The sequence below is a fragment of the Janibacter sp. Y6 genome (genome assembly GCF_040900765.1).
GTDB classification, from domain to species: domain Bacteria; phylum Actinomycetota; class Actinomycetes; order Actinomycetales; family Dermatophilaceae; genus Marihabitans; species Marihabitans melonis.
In genome coordinates, this window is sequence record NZ_JAKLYZ010000002.1 from 48,562 (window position 1) to 66,221 (window position 17,660).

A 17,660-nucleotide genomic window follows, 5' to 3' on the forward strand; every position below is an offset into this window, starting at 1 on the left:
CTCGCTCACCGCGCCGGGAGCCAGGTCGTGTCGGGCAGCGGCGACTCGACGAGCGGCCACCACGTCGAGGGGAAGCCCGCGCTCAGCGCGAGGCCGAGCAGGACGACCCCGAGCGCCCACAGCGCGAGGGTGATGCCGGTGCGGGCGGCCGGGCTGCCCGTGACCGCCCGGGTCATGCTTCGGGTGCCGCGCCGCAGCGAGGCGCTGCCCGGCCCCCACCAGACGACGAGCGCCGTTATCAGCCCGGCGAGCGCGAGCCCGGCCGGGTGGTCGGGGCCGACGTCGACGGCGAGCAGCGAGAAGGCGACGGAGACGAGCAGCAGCGTGCTCGCGCCGACCGCGAGGGGCAGGAGCATCGCCACGAGTGCGCCGACGACGGCGACGACGAGGTGGAGCGGGGACTTCGCGGCGGCGACCGCGCCGTCGCTGCGGCGCCGGCCGTGCTGGTAACGGCGCATGACCGTCGAGGTCATCGAGCGGTCGACGAGACGGGCGAGCGCCGAGCCGACGAGGACGACGACAGCGGTGAGCAGAGGCGCGACCGCCGCTCCGCCGACGACGGCCGCGAGCAGACCGAGGAGCACGCCTGTGCGCCGGGGCAGCCCGATCCGGGGGTCGCCCTCGCGGGAGGACGGCGTCGTGCCCGGCCAGGCCTGGGGCGAGGGGTCGAGCTGCTGCGGCGCGGGCTGGGGGGCGAGCTGCTGCGAGGCGTAGGCCTGCGGCGAGTACGGCTGGTGCGCGGGCGGCTGGTGCGTCGGCCGCGGGGCGATGGAGGGCGCGGGCTCGGGCCGGGGGGCCGGGGCGGGGGCGACCGCGGGCAGCACGGACGTCTGCGGCGCGGCCGGCACGACGCTCGTCGGCTCGCTGCCGGGCATCGCCCGCGCACGCTGCGGGAGCGCCTCGGTGACCGGGTGCCCCTTCGCGTACGTCTCGAGGGCCTCGAGCACCTCGTCGGCGTGCGGCCGCCGGGCGGTGTCGGGGGTGAGCGCGGCGTAGAGGAGCGGCGCGAGGCGGGGGTCGACGCCGGTGAGGTCGACGTCGCCCCGGGTGACGCGGGACAGGACGGCCTCCATCCCGCCCCTGCCGAAGGGGGGGTGCCCGCTCGCCGCGAAGACGAGGGTGGCCGCCCAGCCCCACCAGTCGGTGGCGGCGTCGACCTCGGCGCCCTCGATGATCTCGGGCGAGAGGTAGCCGGGGGTGCCCATGACGAGACCGGTCATCGTCATCCGGGACGCGTCGGCGTCGTGGGCGATGCCGAAGTCGATGAGCACGGGGTCGCCGTCGACGAGCAGGACGTTGCCCGGCTTGAGGTCGCGGTGGACGACGCCGATCTCGTGCAGCGAGCGCAGCGCCTCGGCCAGGCCCCGCCCGAGGCGCAGCAGCTCCTCGGCCGAGAGGGTGCCGTGCTCCTTGACGTGGGCGTCGAGGGAGGGCCCGGGGACGTAGCGGGTGACGATGTAGGGCTGGTCGCCGTCGAGGTCGGCGTCGAAGACCGGGGCCACCCGCGGCGAGCGCACCCGCGCGAGCGTCGCGACCTCGCGGGCGAGCCGGGCCCGGGCGTCCTCGTCGTGGGCGACGTGGGGGCGCAGCACCTTGACCGCGACCGCGCGACCGCGCTGGTCGAGGGCGAGGTGGACGACGCCCATCCCCCCTTCGCCGAGCTGCTGGACCACCCGGTAGGGGCCGATCCGCGCGAAGTCGTCGACGACGAGGTCCTCGGACGTGCTGTCCTGCCCGTCCGGCTCCTCGGGCACGGGGTCCCCCGGGATGAGCTCGGTCGTCATGCCGTCCAGGGTAGGGGCACCGCGCTGGGCGCTCTCGCAGCACCGGCTGTGCGCCGGCTGAGCGTGTCGAGCCGCTCCGCGTCCTACTGGCGGATGTACGCCTCGAGCTGGTCGCGCTCGGCGGCGAGGTCGCGGATGCGGTGCTTGACGACGTCGCCGATCGAGACGATCGAGACGAGCCGGCCGTCCTCGACGACCGGCACGTGGCGGATGCGCCGCTGAGTCATCGCGCTCTCGAGGTCGACGAGCTGGTCGCCGACGCTGCACGTGTGCACCTCGGCGGTCATGATCGAGCGCACCGGCCCCTCGACGATCGCCGCACCCTCGGAGTGCAGGTGCCGCACGACGTCGCGCTCGCTGACGATCCCGTCGACGCTCGCCCCGTCCGTGGAGACGACGACGGCGCCGATGCGGTGCTCGGCGAGGAGGGCGAGGAGCTCGCCGACGGTGGCGTCAGGACCGATGGTCACGACGTCTTGGCCCTTGTCCCGCAGCACGTCCGAGATCTTCATGATCGGCACGGTAGTCCCCAGCCCTCTCCGCGTGAAGGGGTCATATGGTGGCGGGGCAAGGGCCGCCGCAGTGAGGGAGACCATGGCACGCCGCACGACCTTCGACTTCGTCATCGCAGCCAACCGGCTGCCCGTGGACCGGGTCGTCGGACCGGACGGCGAGGTCGAGTGGCACCGCTCCCCCGGCGGTCTCGTCACGGCGATGGACTCGGTGATGCGCGGCCGCGACGGCGCCTGGGTGGGCTGGGCCGGCGACACCGGTGACGCGCCCGAGCCCTTCGACGAGGCGGGCATGTGGCTCCACCCGGTGCCGGTCTCGGCCGAGGAGGTCGAGCAGTACTACGAGGGCTTCAGCAACGACACCCTGTGGCCGATCTACCACGACGTCATCGTCCCCGCCCGCTTCCGCCGGGTGTGGTGGCAGGCCTACGAGCGGGTCAACCGCCGCTTCGCCGAGGCCATCTCCGAGGTCGCCGCGAAGGGCGCCGTCGTGTGGGTCCACGACTACCAGCTCCAGCTCGTCCCGGCGATGGTGCGCGAGCTGCGCCCCGACGTGCGGATCGGGTGGTTCGACCACATCCCCTTCCCGCCGGTCGAGCTCTTCGCCCAGCTCCCGTGGCGCCAGCAGCTCCTCACCGGCCTCCTCGGGGCCGACTACCTCGGCTTCCAGCGCCAGGCCGACGCGCAGAACTTCGTGCGGGCGTGCCGGCAGCACCTGGGCGCGAGCACGAAGGGGGAGACCGTCACCCTCCCCTCCGACGAGGGGCGCCCCCAGCGCACCGTCCGGGCGAGCGCCGTGCCGATCAGCGTCGACTTCGAGGGCCTCGACGCCCTCGCCCGCACCCCGGAGGTCCAGGAGCGGGCCGCGGAGATCCGGGCGTCGCTCGGCAGCCCGAAGACCCTGCTCCTCGGCGTCGACCGGCTCGACTACACCAAGGGCATCCGGCACCGGCTCAAGGCCTACGAGGAGCTCCTCGCCGACGGCCGGCTGAGCACGCCCGACGTCACCTTCGTCCAGGTCGCGACGCCGAGCCGCGAGCGGGTCGAGGCGTACAAGCAGCTGCGCACCGAGGTCGAGACGACCGTGGGGCGGATCAACGGCAACCACGGCGCGATCGGGTCGCCGGCCGTGCACTACCTGCACCAGAGCTATCCGCGCGAGGAGATGGCCGCTCTCTTCCTCGCCGCCGACGTCATGCTCGTCACCCCCCTTCGCGACGGGATGAACCTCGTGGCCAAGGAGTACGTCACCTGCCGCCACGACAACGGCGGGGCGCTCGTGCTCAGCGAGTTCACCGGCGCCTGGCACGAGCTGCACCAGGCCTTCGTGTGCAACCCCCACGACATCGAGGGGCTCAAGCAGACGATCCTGCGCGCCATCGGCACCGAGACCAAGGACAAGGAGCGCCTCATGCGCGCTCTGCGCCGGCGGGTCGCCGACCACGACGTGCGGGTGTGGGCCGACCGCTTCCTCGCCAACCTCGAGGCCGCGCCGGAGCGCCCCGAGCGCCGGCGGGACGCGTCGTGACCGCAGGCCTGCCCGACGACCTCGTCGTGGCGCTGCAGCGGGTCGCCGGGGTCGAGCGGCTGCTCGTCGCCTCCGACTTCGACGGGGTGCTCGCCCCGCTCGTCCTCGACCCCATGCAGGCCCGTGCTCAGGAGGGCACGCTCGAGGACCTGCGCGCCCTCGCCGCCGTGCCGGGCACGGATGCCGCGCTCGTCTCCGGGCGCGACCTCGAGACGCTGGTGACCCTCACCGGGTCCGAGGACGGGCTCACCCGCCTGGGCAGCCACGGCGGCGAGTCCAGCCGCGGCACCGCCCCCGAGCTCGACCCCGCCGCCCGGGCCCGGCTCGCCGCGCTCGTCGGGCACCTCCAGGCACAGGTCGCGCAGCGCAGCCCGCGGGCTCGGCTCGAGCTCAAGCCCAGCGCCGCTGTCCTGCACACCCGCGGGCTCGACGACGCCGACGTGGCGGTCGTCGACAAGATCGCCGACGACGCGGCGACGGCCGACGGGGTGCGCCTCATGCGGGGCAAGTCGGTCGTCGAGCTGAGCGTCGCCGAGGCGGACAAGGGGACCGCCCTGCTCGCGCTGGCTCGCGAGCTCGGCAGCGACGCGCTCGTCTACCTCGGCGACGACGTCACCGACGAGCACGTCTTCGAGGCCGCCGGCCCCGACGACGTGACGATCAAGGTCGGCGAGGGCGACACCGCCGCCCGCCACCGCGTCGAGCGCTGCGAGGACGTCCCCGCCGTGCTCGCGCTCCTGCGCTCCCTGCGCTCCGGGGGCTGACCCCCCTTCGCCCCGCCTCAGCTTTCCCGCCCAGGGCGGGAAAGCTCGACCTCGGGCAAGAACATTTCCTTCCCGAGGTCGCATGTTCCCGCCCTGGGCGGGAAAGTTCGGGCTCCAGGGCGGCTCAGGCCGGGACGGCCCCGGTGGAGCGGCGCACGACGAGCTCGGGGCGGAAGACGAACTCGCCGCGGGCCGCGGCGTCGCCGGCGATCTCGTCGGTGAGCGCACGCACCGCTGCCTGACTCATCGCCTGGACGCTCTGCCGGATCGTCGTGAGCGGCGGGTCGGTGAAGCCGACGAGCGGGGAGTCGTCGTAGCCGACGACCGAGACGTCCTGCGGCACGGAGCGCCCCGTCGTGCGGATCTGACGGATCGCGCCGAGCGCCATGAGGTCGGACCCGCAGACGATCGCCGTGACCCCGCGCTCGACGAGGGCGGCGGCCGCGACCGCTCCCCCTTCGACGCTGAAGAAGGTGTGGACGACGTGCTCGTCGGGCACCTCGAGACCCAGCGCCGCCATCGACGCGCGGAAGCCGGCGACCTTGCGCCGCGCCGGCACGAAGCGCTCCTGCCCGAGCGCCAGGCCGATCCGCTCGTGGCCGAGCTCGGCGAGGTGGGTGACCGCGAGATCCATCGCGGCGACGTCGTCGTCGGAGACGAAGGGGGCGTCGACCCCCTCCATGTAGCCGTTGACGAGGGCGATCGGCAGCCCGCGCTCACGCAGCCGGGCGTAGCGCTCGGGCGAGGTGCCGGCGTCGGCGTGCTGGCCGGAGACGTAGATGATCCCGGCGACCCCGCGGCTGAGGAGCATCTCGACGTACTCGTCCTCGTGGACGCCGCCCTCGGACTGCGTGCACAGCACCGGGGTGAAGCCGCGGTGCGCGAGCGAGACCTCGATGGCCTGGGCGAAGGCGGGGAAGATCGGGTTGGTCAGCTCGGGGATGACGAGACCGACGAGCGAGACCGCCGTCGTGCGCAACCGGGTCGGGCGGTCGTAGCCGAGGACGTCGACCGCGGTGAGGACGGCCTGCCGGGTGCTCTCGGAGACCCCCGGCCGCTCGTTGAGGACCCGCGAGACGGTCGCCTCGCTCACGCCCGCGTGCGCCGCGAGGTCGGCGAGCCGGGAGCGGCGCGTGGCCGGGCTCCCGGGCGTGGGCTGCGAGGGATGGTCCACGGGCGCACGATAACCGGGGCTGCAAGAAGTCGGCAACGGCCGACACTTCTTGCAACCGGCGGGTAACGGTTGGGGCGACCACCGGGCGGAGGGGGCGCCGCCGGGCTACGATCGGCGCGCACCACCCCACCCTTTACGACGGATCGTCCGGCACGTACCTGCCGGTGAAGGAAAGGCAACGACGCCATGGCAACAGTGAAGTTCGACAGCGCCACCCGGGTCTACCCGGGCAACGACACGCCCAGCGTGGACGCTCTGGACATCGACATCGAGGACGGCGAGTTCCTCGTCCTCGTCGGCCCCTCGGGCTGCGGCAAGTCCACGTCCCTGCGCATGCTCGCCGGTCTGGAAGAGGTCAACGACGGCAAGATCTGGATCGGGGACCGCGATGTCACCGACCTCTCGCCGAAGGACCGCGACGTGGCGATGGTCTTCCAGAACTACGCGCTCTACCCGCACATGTCGGTCGCCGACAACATGGGCTTCGCCCTGAAGATCGCCGGCACGGACAAGAGCGAGATCCGCAAGCGGGTGGAGGAGGCGGCGAAGATCCTCGACCTCACCCAGTACCTCGACCGCAAGCCCAAGGCCCTCTCCGGTGGTCAGCGTCAGCGTGTCGCCATGGGCCGCGCGATCGTGCGCTCGCCCCAGGTCTTCCTCATGGACGAGCCGCTGTCGAACCTCGACGCGAAGCTGCGCGTGCAGACCCGCACCCAGATCGCCAGCCTCCAGCGCCGTCTCGGCGTCACGACCGTCTACGTCACCCACGACCAGGTCGAGGCCATGACGATGGGCGACCGCGTCGCCCTGCTCAAGGACGGCATCCTCCAGCAGTGCGACACCCCGCGCCGCATGTACGACCACCCGGACAACGTCTTCGTCGCCGGCTTCATCGGCTCGCCCGCGATGAACCTCGTCTCGACCCCCGTCAAGGACGGCGGCGTCCGCTTCGGCTCGACGACCGTGCCCGTGGAGCGCGACGCGCTCTCGCAGGCCGGTGACCGGGTCATCGTCGGCGTGCGTCCCGAGGACGTCGAGCTCACCCGCGAGGGTGACGGCCTGGCGATCACCGTCGACGTCGTCGAGGAGCTCGGCGCCGACGCCTACATCTACGGCACGGCCGAGGGCGCCGAGCAGGTCGGCACCACCGACGACGACACGGCGAAGCCCTTCATCGCCCGCGTCGACGGCCGCCGCCCCCCGATGAAGGGCGAGACCGTCTACATCAAGCCCACCGAGGGCCACCTGCACGTCTTCAACAGCGAGTCCGGCCTGCGGATCGGCGACTGACGACGCGCAGCACGCGACGACGGGCCGGCACCTCCACGGGTGCCGGCCCGTCTCTGCGTCCTCCGACCACGGACCGGCAGCCCTCCTGCGTGCCACGATGAGGTCGTGACGCTCGAGATCTCTGCGGCCCAGCCCGACCCGGCCCTGCTGAGCCTGCCCTGGAGCACCCCGCTCGAGGAGTGGCCCGAGGACCGCCTCGCCGCGCTCCCCCGAGGCATCTCCCGGCACGTCGTGCGCTTCGTGCGCCTCTCCGGCGGGGTCATCGCCGTCAAGGAGATCAAGGCCGAGCTCGCCCGGGGCGAGTACCAGATGCTCCGCCAGCTGCGCCGTCTCGACCAGCCGTGCGTCGAGCCGCTCGGCGTCGTCACCGGCCGGGTCGACTCCCACGGCGAGCCGCTCGACGCCTGCCTGCTCACCCGGCACCTGCAGTTCTCGCTGCCCTACCGCGCCGTCTTCAGCCAGCACCTGCGCGCCGACACGGCGACCCGCCTGCTCGACGCCCTCGCCGTCCTCCTCGTGCGCCTGCACCTCATCGGCTTCTGGTGGGGCGACGTCTCGCTGTCGAACACGCTCTTCCGGCGCGACGCGGGGGCCTTCGCCGCCTACCTCGTCGACGCCGAGACCGGTGAGCTCCACAACGCGCTCACCCGCGGCCAGCGCGAGCACGACATCGACATCGCCCGGGTCAACATCGCCGGCGAGCTCATGGACCTCGAGGCCTCGGGCGTGCTGCCCGAGGGCGTCGACCCCGTCGCGGTCTCGGAGCAGATCGTCACCCGCTACCACGCGCTGTGGGCCGAGCTCACCGAGGACGAGTGGTTCGACAGCGGGGACACGTGGCGGGTCGACCAGCGCGTGCGGCGGCTCAACGCCCTTGGCTTCGACGTCGACGAGCTGTCCATCGCGACCGACCTCGACGGCACCCGGCTGCAGATCCAGCCCAAGGTCGTCGACGCCGGGCACCACAGCCGACGGCTGCTGCGCCTCACCGGTCTCGACGTCGAGGAGAACCAGGCCCGCCGCCTGCTCAACGACCTCGACAGCTACCGCGCCGGGGCCGACCGCCAGGGCGAGGACGAGGAGATCGTCGCCCACGCGTGGCTCTCGCAGATCTACGAGCCGACGACCCGCGCCATCCCGGCGACGCTGCGCGGCAAGCTCGAGCCCGCCGAGCTCTTCCACGAGGTCCTCGAGCACCGGTGGTACCTCGCCGAGCGCCTCGGCCACGACGTGCCCATCGACGAGGCCGTCGCGGACTACCTGCGCGACGTCCTGCCCGGCAAGCCCGACGAGCGCGCCGTCCTCGGCACCGACACCCAGATGCTGCCCGTCACCACGAAGGAGAGCCCGTGAGCGACACCCCGCCGGTCCCGCCCCGCCCCGGGCAGCCGATCCCGGCGCCCGGTCTCGCCATGGCGATGGGCGACCCGGCCCAGGTCCCGGGCACGAAGGCCTACGTCGAGGCCCGCTTCGGGCGGCAGGCGACCTTCGTCGAGCGGATCCTGCCCTCGCTCCTCGACAGCCTCCTCACCCTCCCGGTCGTCCTCGTGCCGGTGCTCCTGGGCACCTGGCTCGTCGTCGCCGGCAGCCCCGACCAGGTCCCGTGCGGGAGCTACGACGGCACGTGCACGGTGCCGGGCACCGGCAACGGCGCGCTCGTCGCCCTCGGCGTCCTGGCCATGCTGCTCTCGGTCGTGCTCGCGCTCGCCTTCGAGCTGTGGAACCAGGCCTACCGCGTCTCGCGCACTGGGCAGAGCCTCGGCCGCAAGATCTGCGGCCTACGGGTCGTCAATGCCCGCACCGGTGAGCTGCCGACCTTCGGGCAGGCCCTGCTCAAGGCGCTCGTCGCCGGCTTCGCCGGTCTCATCAGCGCCGTGTGGATGCTCTTCGACGACGAGGGCCGCACCCTCAGCGACAAGGTCGCCGACGCCGCGGTCCTGCGGACCCGCTGACTCCCCCTTCGCCCGACCCGAGGGTCAGTCGTCGGCGCGCCGCCGCGAGATCTCGTACATCGTCACGCCGACGGCCATGCCGGCGTTGAGCGACTCGACGGCGCTGCTCATCGGGATCGAGACGATCTGGTCGCACGTCTCGCGCACGAGACGCGACAGGCCCTTGCCCTCGCTGCCGACGACGACGACGAGCGGCTCGGTCGCCAGGGACAGGCCCGGCAGCTCGACGTCCCCGTCCATGTCGAGACCGACGACGAAGAAGCCGGCCTTGCGGTAGTCCTCGAGCGCGCGGGTGAGGTTGCTCGCCTGCGCGACGGGCACGCGCACCGCGGCGCCCGCGGAGGTCTTCCACGCGCTCGCGGTCATGCCGACCGAGCGACGGCTCGGCACGACGACGCCGTGCCCGCCGAAGGCGGCGACGGAGCGGATGATCGCCCCGAGGTTGCGTGGGTCGGTGATGCCGTCGAGGGCGACGACGAGCGGGGCATCGGTGCCGGCGACCTGGACGAAGTCGCTCGGGTGGGCGTACTCGTAGGGCGGCACCTGGATGGCCAGACCCTGGTGGGTCGCGCCGTCGGTGATGCGGTCGAGCTCGGTGCGCGGCGTCTCGAGGACGGGCAGACCGCGCGACGCGGCGATGGTCAGCGCCTCGCGGACCCGGTCGTCGCTCTCGACCCGGCCCGCGACGTACATCGTCGAGACCGGCACCTCGGCACGCAGCGCCTCGATGACGGGGTTACGACCGGCGACGATCTCGGACCCGCCGGACTTCTTGCGCCCACCGCTGCCGGGCTTCGAGCGCGAGCTCGAGCGGTCGGGCTTCGTGTACGCCTTGTGGTTCGGGCGGTCCGATGCCTTGGGCGTCGGTCCCTTGCCCTCGAGACCCCGACGGCGCTGGCCGCCGGAGCCGACCTGGGCACCCTTCTTGGACCCGGTGCGGCGCACCGCGCCCCGGCGCTGGCTGTTGCCTGCCATCAGCTCTCCTTCTTCGCCAGGCTCCACCGGGCACCGCGGGCGGTGTCCTCGACGGTGATGCCGGCTGCGGTCAACGCGTCACGGATCTTGTCTGCGGTCTCGAAGTCGCGGGCGGCGCGAGCCTGCTCACGGGTCTCGACCTGCAGCTGGACGAGCGCGTCGAGGGCGTCGACGAGCTCGTGGTCGGTGCTGCCCGCTCCGCGGCCCCACGTGGCCGAGAGGGGGTTGAGCCCGAGGACGTCGGTCATCGCGACGACCGTGCGGGCGATGACGGCGGCCTCCTCGCGGTCGCCGTCGTCGAGGGCGATGTTGCCGCGGCGCACGTGCTCGTGCACGACGGCGAGCGCACCCGCGACCCCGAGGTCGTCGTCCATCGACGCCGCGAAGTCGTCGGGGATCGCGACGGTCGGGTCGGCCTCGAGGGTCGTCTCGTCGGGCAGCGCCCGGCGCAGGAAGCCCTCGATCCTCTCGACGGCGGCACCGGCCTCCTCGAGCGAGCCCTCGTGGTACTCGATCATCGAGCGGTAGTGGGCGGCGGTGAGGAAGTAGCGGATCGTCAGCGGTGCGTACGTGCGGATGAGCGCGGAGACCTCGAGCGCGTTGCCGAGGGACTTGCCCATCTTCTCGCCGCGCACCGTGACCCAGCCGTTGTGCAGCCAGTACTGGGCGAAGCCCAGCCCCGCGGCGTGCGACTGCGCCTGCTCGTTCTCGTGGTGCGGGAAGCGCAGGTCGATGCCGCCGCCGTGGATGTCGAAGGCGTCGCCGAGGTACTTGCGCGCCATCGCGGAGCACTCGAGGTGCCAGCCGGGACGACCCGCGCCGAAGGGGGTCGGCCAGCTCGCCGTCGCCGGCTCGTCGCTCTTCGCGCCCTTCCACAGCGCGAAGTCACGGGGGTCGCGCTTGCCCCGGGGGTCGGCGTCGTCGGCGGCGACCATGTCGTCGAGGGACTGGTTGGACAGCTGGCCGTACGTCGGCCAGCTGCGCACGTCGAAGTAGACGTCGCCGCTGCCGTCCTCGGCGGCGTACGCGTGGCCCGCCTCGACGAGCATCTCGACGAGGGTGACCATCTCGGTGATGTGACCGGTGGCGCGCGGCTCGTAGGTGGCCGGCAGGACGCCGAGGGTGTCGAGGGCCTCTGAGGTGAGGCGCTCGTTGCGGTAGGACAGCGCCCACCACTGCTCGTCGGAGTCCGCGGCGCGGCGCAGGATCTTGTCGTCGATGTCGGTGACGTTGCGCACGAGCGTGACGTCGTAGCCGTGGCCGCGCACGAGCCATCGGCGCAGCACGTCGAAGGCGACGGCGAAGCGCAGGTGGCCGATGTGGGGGGCGCCCTGGGTGGTCAGCCCGCAGATGTACATGCCGACGTGGCCAGGGGTGAGCGGCTCGAAGTCGCGCGGCTCGCGGGTCGCGGTGTCGTGCAGGCGAAGAGTCACCCGCGCAAGGCTACCGGCGGGTCGGGGCTGCCCCTGCCACTGCGGAGCAGGGGCAGCCCCGCTCACCCGGCGAGGGCGGCGGTGGCCGCCTCGCGGGCCTGGGCCGGGGAGGACGCGGCGAGCGCGGCCCGGGCCGCCGTCGCGCACTGCTCGCGCGACACCTGGGCGAGGCGGGCACCGACGCCGGGCAGGGCTCCGCCGGCCATCGACAGCGAGGTGATGCCGAGACCGACGAGGACGACGGCGAGCGCCGGGTCCGCAGCGGCCTCGCCGCACACGCCCACCGGCTTGCCCGCCGCGGTCCCGGCGGCGGCCGTCATCGCGACGAGGCGCAGGACCGCGGGCTGCCACGGGTCGGTGAGACCGGCGAGCGAGGGCGCCATGCGGTCGGCGGCCATCGTGTACTGCGAGAGGTCGTTCGTGCCGATCGAGAGGAAGTCGACGTGCTCGAGGACCTGCTCGGCCTGCAGGGCGACCGAGGGGACCTCGACCATGACACCGGGCTTCATCCCGCGCTCGCGCACGAGCGCCGCGAAGTCGGCGGCCTCCTGCGGCGTGGCGATCATCGGGGCCATGACCCACGTGTCCTCGAGCGGCCGGCCGACCTCGCCGGCCGCCTGCGCGAGGGCGTCGAGCTGACGGGTCATCATGCCGGCGTCGAGCTGGACGATCCGGGCACCGCGCACGCCGAGCGCCGGGTTGGGCTCGTCGGGCTGGGTGACGAAGGCCAGCGGCTTGTCCGAGCCGGCGTCGAGGGTGCGGGTGACGACCTTGCCGTCGGGGAAGGCGCGCAGGACCCCGGCGTAGATGCTCGCCTGTTGCTCGACGGAGGGCTCGGTGTCCCGGCCGAGGAAGCACAGCTCGGTGCGGAAGAGGCCGACGCCCTCGGCCTGGCCGCGCGCGGCGACCGCGGCGGAGTCGCCGTCCTGGACGTTGGCGAGCAGGTCGACGCGCTGCCCGTCGCTCGTGGCGGCCGGGCCCCGCCAGGCCCGGACGCGCTCCATCTCCTGCGCGGAGACCTCGGCGCGGGAGCGCGCCTGCTCGGCGTCCGGCTCCACCTCGAGCAGACCGGTCTCGCCGTCGACGAGCACGTAGGACCCCTCGGCGACGACGTCGAGCCCCGAGGCGGCGACGACGCACGGGATGCCGCGCTGCCGCGCGATGATCGACGTGTGGCTCGTCGGCCCGCCGAGCGAGGTGACGAGCGCCTGGACGAGGGCCGGGTCGAGGTCGGCGGTGTCGGCCGGCGCGAGGTCCTCGGCGAGCAGGACGAAGGGGTGGTCGGGGTGGGGCACGCCCGGCTCGGGCAGCCCCTCGAGCTCGGCGACGACCCGCGAGCGGATGTCGCGCAGGTCGGTGGTGCGCTCGGCCATGACGCCCCCGAGCTTCTCGAAGAGGGCGACGAAGTGGTCGACGGCGCCGACGGTCGCGGCGGTAGCGTCCGCCCCCTTCGTCACGCGCTTGCGCGCCTCGGCGATCCAGCCCTTGTCGCGGGCGAGCCCGGCGGTCGCGCTGAGCACCTCGGCGGCGACACCGGTGACGCGCCCGGCGCGCTCCTCGAGCCGCGAGGCGACGGCGTCGGCGGCGGCGACGAGGCGCTCGACCTCGGCGTCGCGCTGCTCGGCGGGCACCTCCTCGGTGCGCACCGGCACCTCCGGCTGGGGCTTGGCCCACACGGCCCGGGCGTAGGCCACCCCGGGCACCACACCGGTGCCCTGGACGGCCGTGGGGCTCGTCGCGGTCTCGGACGTCGTCGTCATCTCGCCTCCGTGAGGTCACAGGTCGGCGCCGACGACGGCGCCGTTGAGGGTCGTGAGCCCGACCTTACTCCCCAACCCTTGACAAAGCCACACATACGGGCATACAAATATCTCTAAGTCCACATGAACGGGCACAACCGGTGACCGTTTCGGACTCTCGCCCGGGACACCCCGGCCGCCGCACACGCAAGGAGGCGTCGTGTTCGCCGACGAACGTCAGCAGCTCATCGCCGACCTCGCCCGCCGGGACGGCCGAGTCGTCGTCACCGCGCTCGCGGCCGAGCTCGACGTCGCGCCCGAGACGGTGCGCCGCGACCTCGACGCCCTCGCCACCCAGGGCCTCGTGCGGCGGGTGCACGGCGGCGCCGTCCCCGTCGACGAGACCTCCGGCCGCGAGGCGAGCGTCGACCACCGCGCCGAGGTCAGCTCGGAGGCCAAGGCCCGCATCGGCCAGGCCGCCCTTGCCCTCATCCCCCAGGGCCGCACCTCGATCGTCCTCGACGCCGGCACGACGACCGCCCAGCTGGCCGCCGTGCTCCCGGCCCGCCCCGAGCTGCTCGTCGTCACCAACTCCGTGCCGATCTCCGCCCAGCTCGCGAGCGACCACCCGGGCGAGGTCCACCTCCTCGGCGGTCGCGTCCGCGGGGTCACCCAGGCGACCGTCGGCGAGACCGGGGTGCGCCAGCTGCAGCGCCTGCGCACCGACGTCGCCTTCCTCGGCTCCGACGGGCTGACCGTCGAGCACGGCCTGTCCACGCCCGACCAGAGCGAGGCCTCGGTCAAGCGGGCCATGCGCCTGGCGGCGCGCACCGTCGTCGCCCTCGTCGACTCCTCGAAGGTCGGGCGCGAGCTGCTCTACTCCTTCGCCCGCCTCTCCGACGTCGACGTGCTCGTCACCGACCGCGACGTCGACGTCCGCACCGTCGCCGCACTCGAGCAGACCGGGATCGAGGTCGTCATCGCATGATCACCACCTTCACCGCCAACCCCAGCGTCGACCGCTCGGCCGCCCTGCCCGGGCCGCTGTCGCGCGGCGCGGTCCTGCGCCTCGCCGAGGTCCACGACGAGCCGGGCGGCAAGGGCGTCAACGTCGCCCGCGTCGTGACAATGGCCGGTGTCGCGGCGACCGCGGTGCTGCCCGTCGGGTCCGAGGACCCGCTGCACCGGCTGCTCGACGCCGCGGGCGTCGGGTACGCCGAGCACCGCACCGCCCACCCGGTGCGCACCAACCTCACGATCACCGAGCCCGACGGCACGACGACGAAGCTCAACGAGCCGGGCGCCCCCCTTCGCGCCGAGGACGTCGCGGCCCTCGAGACCCTCCTGCTCGAGCGCACGACCGGGTCCCGCTGGGCCGCCCTGTGCGGCTCGCTGCCCCCCGGCGCCCCCACCGACTGGTACGCCCGGCTCGTGCCGCAGCTGCGCGCGGCCGGCGTCTCCGTCGCCGTCGACACCTCCGACGCCCCCCTCCTCGCGCTCGCCGAGGCCGGCCCGCAGGCCGCCCCCGACCTGCTCAAGCCCAACGCCGAGGAGCTCACGCAGCTCGGCGGGGGCGACCCCGAGGAGCTCGAGGCCGCGGCGGCAGCCGGCGACCTGCGCCCCACCGTCGTCTCCGCCCGCCGGCTCCTCGAGCGGGGCGTGGGCGCCGTCCTCACCACGCTCGGCGGCTCCGGCGCCGTCCTCGTCACCGCCGAGGGCGCCTGGTTCGGCCGGGCCCCGAAGATCACGGTCCGCAGCACCGTCGGCGCGGGCGACTCCGCCCTCTCCGGCTACCTCCTCGGCTCCCTGCGGGGCCTGCCCGAGCGCGACCGCGTCGCGCTCGCCGTCGCCTACGGCTCGGCCGCCGCGCAGCTGCCCGGCACCGGCCTGCCCGGCCCCGACCACGTCGACCCCTCCGGGGTCGAGACCTCCGACATCCACCTCTGACACCCGCTCCGCCCGGGGCACCACTCATGGAAGGCCAGTCATGACAACGCCGTCACCAGACCTCATCACCACGGACCTCGTCCGTCTCGACCAGCCCCTCGGGGCGAGCAAGGACGAGGTCATCGCCGCTCTCGCCGGCCTCGTCGCCGACGCCGGCCGCGCCACCTCGACCGAGGGGCTCGTCGCCGACGCGATGGCCCGCGAGGAGAAGTCGGCCACCGGCCTGCCGGGCGGCATCGCGATCCCCCACTGCCGCTCCGCCGCGGTGACGCAGGGCTCGCTCGCCTTCGCCCGTCTCTCCCCCGCCGTCGACTTCGGCGCGAAGGACGGCCCGGCCGACCTCGTCTTCCTCATCGCCGCGCCCGAGGGCGGGGGCAGCGACCACATGAAGCTGCTCACCAAGCTCGCCCGCGCGATGGTCAAGAAGGACTTCGTCGCCTCGCTGCGCGCCGCCGGCAGCGACGCGGAGGTCGTCGCGCTCGTCGAGGGCGTCGTCAACCCGGCCCCCGAAGGGGGGTCCGCCCCCGCGTCGAGCACGACGGGGAGCACCACGGCCGGTGCGGCCGCCGCAGCCCCTGCCGCGGCGGCCGTCACCTCCGCCGAGCCGGCCCGCCGACGCTCGGTCGTGGCCGTCACCGCGTGCCCGACGGGCATCGCGCACACCTACATGGCCGCCGACTACCTCGTCGCCTCCGGCCAGGAGAAGGGCATCGACGTCCACGTCGAGCCCCAGGGCAGCTCGGTGACCGACCCTCTCTCGGCGCAGCAGATCGCGGCCGCCGACGCCGTGATCTTCGCGACCGACGTGGGAGTCAAGGGCCGCGAACGCTTCGCCGGCAAGCCGGTCGTCGAGTCGGGAGTCAAGCGGGCCATCAACGAGCCCGGCGTCATGCTCGACGAGGCCGTCGCGGCCGCCGACAACCCCTCCGCCCCGCGCGTCGCCGCGGCGAGCGGCAGCGGGGACGAGGCGATCGGGTCCACCGGTCGCCAGCTCGGCTGGGGCAAGCGCATCCAGCAGGCGCTCATGACCGGGGTCAGCTACATGATCCCCTTCGTCGCCGCGGGCGGTCTGCTCATCGCGCTCGGCTTCCTCTTCGGCGGCTACGACATCACCGGCACCGCCGGCGACATCGTCTCCGGCAACAGCCTGACCAACCTGCCGGCCGCCGGCGAGCACGCCCTCTTCGGGTCGGCGCTCATGACCTACATCGGTGCGGTCCTCTTCACCCTCGGTGGGCTCGCCTTCGGCTTCCTCGTCCCGGCGCTGGCCGGCTACATCGCCTTCGGCCTGGCCGACCGGCCCGGCATCGCCCCCGGCTTCGTGGCCGGCGCCGTCGCCGTCGCCACGGGCGCGGGCTTCATCGGCGGTCTCGTCGGCGGTCTGCTCGCCGGTCTCGTCGCGTACTGGTTCACGACGCTGCGGCCGCCGCGCTGGCTCGCCGGGCTCATGCCGGTCGTCATCATCCCGCTGGCCACCTCGCTCGTCGTCGGCGGCCTCATGTACCTCTTCCTCGCCCGCCCGCTCGCAGCGATCACCGAGGGCCTCACCGACACGCTCAACGGCATGACCGGCAGCTCGCTGGCCGTCCTCGGCATCGTCCTGGGCCTGATGATGTGCTTCGACCTCGGCGGTCCGGTCAACAAGGCGGCCTACCTCTTCGCCACGACCGGTCTCAACCCCGACAACCCCGCCTCGCTGAAGATCATGGCTGCCGTCATGGCCGCCGGCATGGTCCCCCCGATCGCCCTGGCGCTCGCGACGACGATCCGCCCGGCGCTCTTCAGCAAGCAGGAGAAGGAGAACGGTCGCGCGGCCTGGCTGCTCGGCGCGTCCTTCATCTCCGAGGGGGCCATCCCCTTCGCCGCGGCCGACCCGCTGCGCGTCATCCCCTCGATGATGCTCGGCGGCGCCGTCACCGGCGCGCTGTCGATGATCTTCGGCGCGGCCTCCCGCGCCCCGCACGGCGGGATCTTCGTCTTCTTCGCCATCGACCGCTTCCTGCTCTTCGCCCTGGCCATCGCCATCGGTACGGTCGTGGCATGCGTGAGCGTGCTCGCGCTCAAGCAGGTCTGGAAGCGCGGCCAGCCGGCCGCGTCGAGCACCACCCCCGAGCCCGCGACCGCCGCGGCCTGACCCCCGAGGAGACACCACATGCCCAGCACGAAGGTCGTCGTCGGCTCCGCCGTCGGACTCCACGCCCGCCCCGCCGGGATCATCGCCGAGCGGGCTGAGACCCTCGACGCCGAGGTCACCCTCGCGGTCGACGGCGAGGAGCCGGTAGACGCCGCCTCCGCGCTGCTCATCATGACCCTGGGTGCCGAGAAGGGCACCGAGGTCACCGTCGAGTCCGACAGCCAGGAGGCCGTCGACGTCATCGCCGACCTCGTGCGTCAGGACCTCGACGCGGAGTGACCCCGCACGACGAAGGCCCCCGCGTCCCTGACGCGGGGGCCTTCGTCATGCTCCACCGCCCCGCCTGACGGCGATACCTGCACCTGGCACGGGGCATGTCGCGTACCAGGCGCACACATCGACGTCAGGCACCGGGCGGACGTGCGCCG

The 17,660-nt window shown here is 73.6% G+C and carries 15 protein-coding genes; 9 read left to right on the top strand and 6 right to left on the bottom strand.

Annotated features, from left to right (window positions below):
• Window positions 1-5 precede the first annotated feature (5 nt).
• Together L6241_RS05125 and L6241_RS05130 are read right to left on the bottom strand one after the other, a co-directional pair.
• Window positions 6-1,784 (bottom strand): protein kinase, encoded by a 1,779-nt coding sequence (locus tag L6241_RS05125; RefSeq protein WP_368245204.1) that lies wholly within the window; start codon window positions 1,782-1,784, stop codon window positions 6-8.
• Window positions 1,785-1,867: 83 nt separating this feature from the next.
• Window positions 1,868-2,296, bottom strand: a complete 429-nt coding sequence (locus L6241_RS05130; RefSeq protein WP_368245206.1) for a CBS domain-containing protein — start codon at window positions 2,294-2,296, stop codon at window positions 1,868-1,870.
• A gap of 82 nt (window positions 2,297-2,378) precedes the next feature.
• Here L6241_RS05130 and L6241_RS05135 point away from each other — a divergent pair, with 82 nt between their 5' ends.
• Both L6241_RS05135 and otsB read left to right on the top strand, forming a co-directional pair.
• Window positions 2,379-3,824 carry a trehalose-6-phosphate synthase gene (locus L6241_RS05135; RefSeq protein WP_354588442.1) on the top strand — a complete coding sequence of 482 codons (1,446 nt, stop codon included), beginning with the start codon at window positions 2,379-2,381 and terminating at the stop codon, window positions 3,822-3,824.
• Complete coding sequence (otsB, locus tag L6241_RS05140) at window positions 3,821-4,588, top strand: trehalose-phosphatase (protein WP_368245208.1); 768 nt, start codon at window positions 3,821-3,823, stop codon at window positions 4,586-4,588. The genes L6241_RS05135 and otsB overlap by 4 nt, the downstream gene beginning before the upstream one ends.
• A 124-nt stretch (window positions 4,589-4,712) precedes the next feature.
• Here otsB and L6241_RS05145 read toward each other — a convergent pair whose 3' ends face one another.
• Window positions 4,713-5,762 carry a LacI family DNA-binding transcriptional regulator gene (locus tag L6241_RS05145; protein WP_368245210.1) on the bottom strand — a complete coding sequence of 350 codons (1,050 nt, stop codon included), beginning with the start codon at window positions 5,760-5,762 and terminating at the stop codon, window positions 4,713-4,715.
• Window positions 5,763-5,948: 186 nt separating this feature from the next.
• Here L6241_RS05145 and L6241_RS05150 point away from each other — a divergent pair, with 186 nt between their 5' ends.
• The 3 genes from L6241_RS05150 (at window position 5,949) to L6241_RS05160 (ending at window position 9,004) form a co-directional block, all read left to right on the top strand.
• Window positions 5,949-7,052, top strand: a complete 1,104-nt coding sequence (locus tag L6241_RS05150; protein WP_368245212.1) for an ABC transporter ATP-binding protein — start codon at window positions 5,949-5,951, stop codon at window positions 7,050-7,052.
• Between the two features lie 105 nt (window positions 7,053-7,157).
• Window positions 7,158-8,405, top strand: coding sequence for a DUF4032 domain-containing protein (locus tag L6241_RS05155; protein WP_368245214.1), 1,248 nt, complete (start codon window positions 7,158-7,160; stop codon window positions 8,403-8,405).
• Window positions 8,402-9,004: an RDD family protein gene (locus tag L6241_RS05160; RefSeq protein ID WP_251718216.1), complete on the top strand. Its 603-nt coding sequence runs from the start codon at window positions 8,402-8,404 to the stop codon at window positions 9,002-9,004. The genes L6241_RS05155 and L6241_RS05160 overlap by 4 nt, the downstream gene beginning before the upstream one ends.
• A 24-nt stretch (window positions 9,005-9,028) precedes the next feature.
• On the opposite strand, the gene rlmB is transcribed toward L6241_RS05160, so the two are convergent.
• From rlmB to ptsP, 3 genes are all read right to left on the bottom strand, one after another.
• Complete coding sequence (rlmB, locus tag L6241_RS05165; protein WP_368245216.1) at window positions 9,029-9,979, bottom strand: 23S rRNA (guanosine(2251)-2'-O)-methyltransferase RlmB; 951 nt, start codon at window positions 9,977-9,979, stop codon at window positions 9,029-9,031.
• Window positions 9,979-11,412: a cysteine--tRNA ligase gene (gene cysS / locus L6241_RS05170; RefSeq protein ID WP_368245218.1), complete on the bottom strand. Its 1,434-nt coding sequence runs from the start codon at window positions 11,410-11,412 to the stop codon at window positions 9,979-9,981. The genes rlmB and cysS overlap by 1 nt, the downstream gene beginning before the upstream one ends.
• Window positions 11,413-11,474: 62 nt before the next feature.
• Window positions 11,475-13,172 (bottom strand): phosphoenolpyruvate--protein phosphotransferase, encoded by a 1,698-nt coding sequence (ptsP, locus tag L6241_RS05175; protein WP_368245220.1) that lies wholly within the window; start codon window positions 13,170-13,172, stop codon window positions 11,475-11,477.
• A 199-nt stretch (window positions 13,173-13,371) separates the two neighbouring features.
• Between ptsP and L6241_RS05180 the strand changes: the two genes are divergently transcribed.
• Genes L6241_RS05180 through L6241_RS05195 form a run of 4 tightly spaced genes read left to right on the top strand, consistent with a single transcriptional unit; the run spans window position 13,372 to window position 17,511 of the window.
• The gene (locus L6241_RS05180) at window positions 13,372-14,139 is read left to right on the top strand and encodes a DeoR/GlpR family DNA-binding transcription regulator (protein WP_068269863.1); all 768 of its coding nucleotides are present in this window, start codon (window positions 13,372-13,374) and stop codon (window positions 14,137-14,139) included.
• The gene (locus tag L6241_RS05185) at window positions 14,136-15,098 is read left to right on the top strand and encodes a 1-phosphofructokinase family hexose kinase (RefSeq protein ID WP_368245222.1); all 963 of its coding nucleotides are present in this window, start codon (window positions 14,136-14,138) and stop codon (window positions 15,096-15,098) included. Before L6241_RS05180 ends, L6241_RS05185 begins: the two co-directional genes overlap by 4 nt.
• A gap of 40 nt (window positions 15,099-15,138) precedes the next feature.
• Complete coding sequence (locus L6241_RS05190) at window positions 15,139-17,232, top strand: fructose-specific PTS transporter subunit EIIC (protein ID WP_368245223.1); 2,094 nt, start codon at window positions 15,139-15,141, stop codon at window positions 17,230-17,232.
• An 18-nt stretch (window positions 17,233-17,250) separates the two neighbouring features.
• A complete protein-coding gene (locus L6241_RS05195) occupies window positions 17,251-17,511 on the top strand; it encodes an HPr family phosphocarrier protein (protein ID WP_368245225.1) in 261 nt (86 codons plus the stop codon).
• Window positions 17,512-17,660: the final 149 nt, after the last annotated feature.

Coding starts and splice junctions, on each gene's coding strand:
- L6241_RS05185 (WP_368245222.1), top strand. CDS start 14,136: ATGATCACCACCTTCACCGCCAACCCCAGCGTCGACCGCTCGGCCGCC.
- L6241_RS05195 (WP_368245225.1), top strand. CDS start 17,251: ATGCCCAGCACGAAGGTCGTCGTCGGCTCCGCCGTCGGACTCCACGCC.
- L6241_RS05130 (WP_368245206.1), bottom strand. CDS start 2,296: ATGAAGATCTCGGACGTGCTGCGGGACAAGGGCCAAGACGTCGTGACC.
- L6241_RS05135 (WP_354588442.1), top strand. CDS start 2,379: ATGGCACGCCGCACGACCTTCGACTTCGTCATCGCAGCCAACCGGCTG.
- L6241_RS05125 (WP_368245204.1), bottom strand. CDS start 1,784: ATGACGACCGAGCTCATCCCGGGGGACCCCGTGCCCGAGGAGCCGGAC.
- L6241_RS05190 (WP_368245223.1), top strand. CDS start 15,139: ATGACAACGCCGTCACCAGACCTCATCACCACGGACCTCGTCCGTCTC.
- rlmB (WP_368245216.1), bottom strand. CDS start 9,979: ATGGCAGGCAACAGCCAGCGCCGGGGCGCGGTGCGCCGCACCGGGTCC.
- L6241_RS05150 (WP_368245212.1), top strand. CDS start 5,949: ATGGCAACAGTGAAGTTCGACAGCGCCACCCGGGTCTACCCGGGCAAC.
- ptsP (WP_368245220.1), bottom strand. CDS start 13,172: ATGACGACGACGTCCGAGACCGCGACGAGCCCCACGGCCGTCCAGGGC.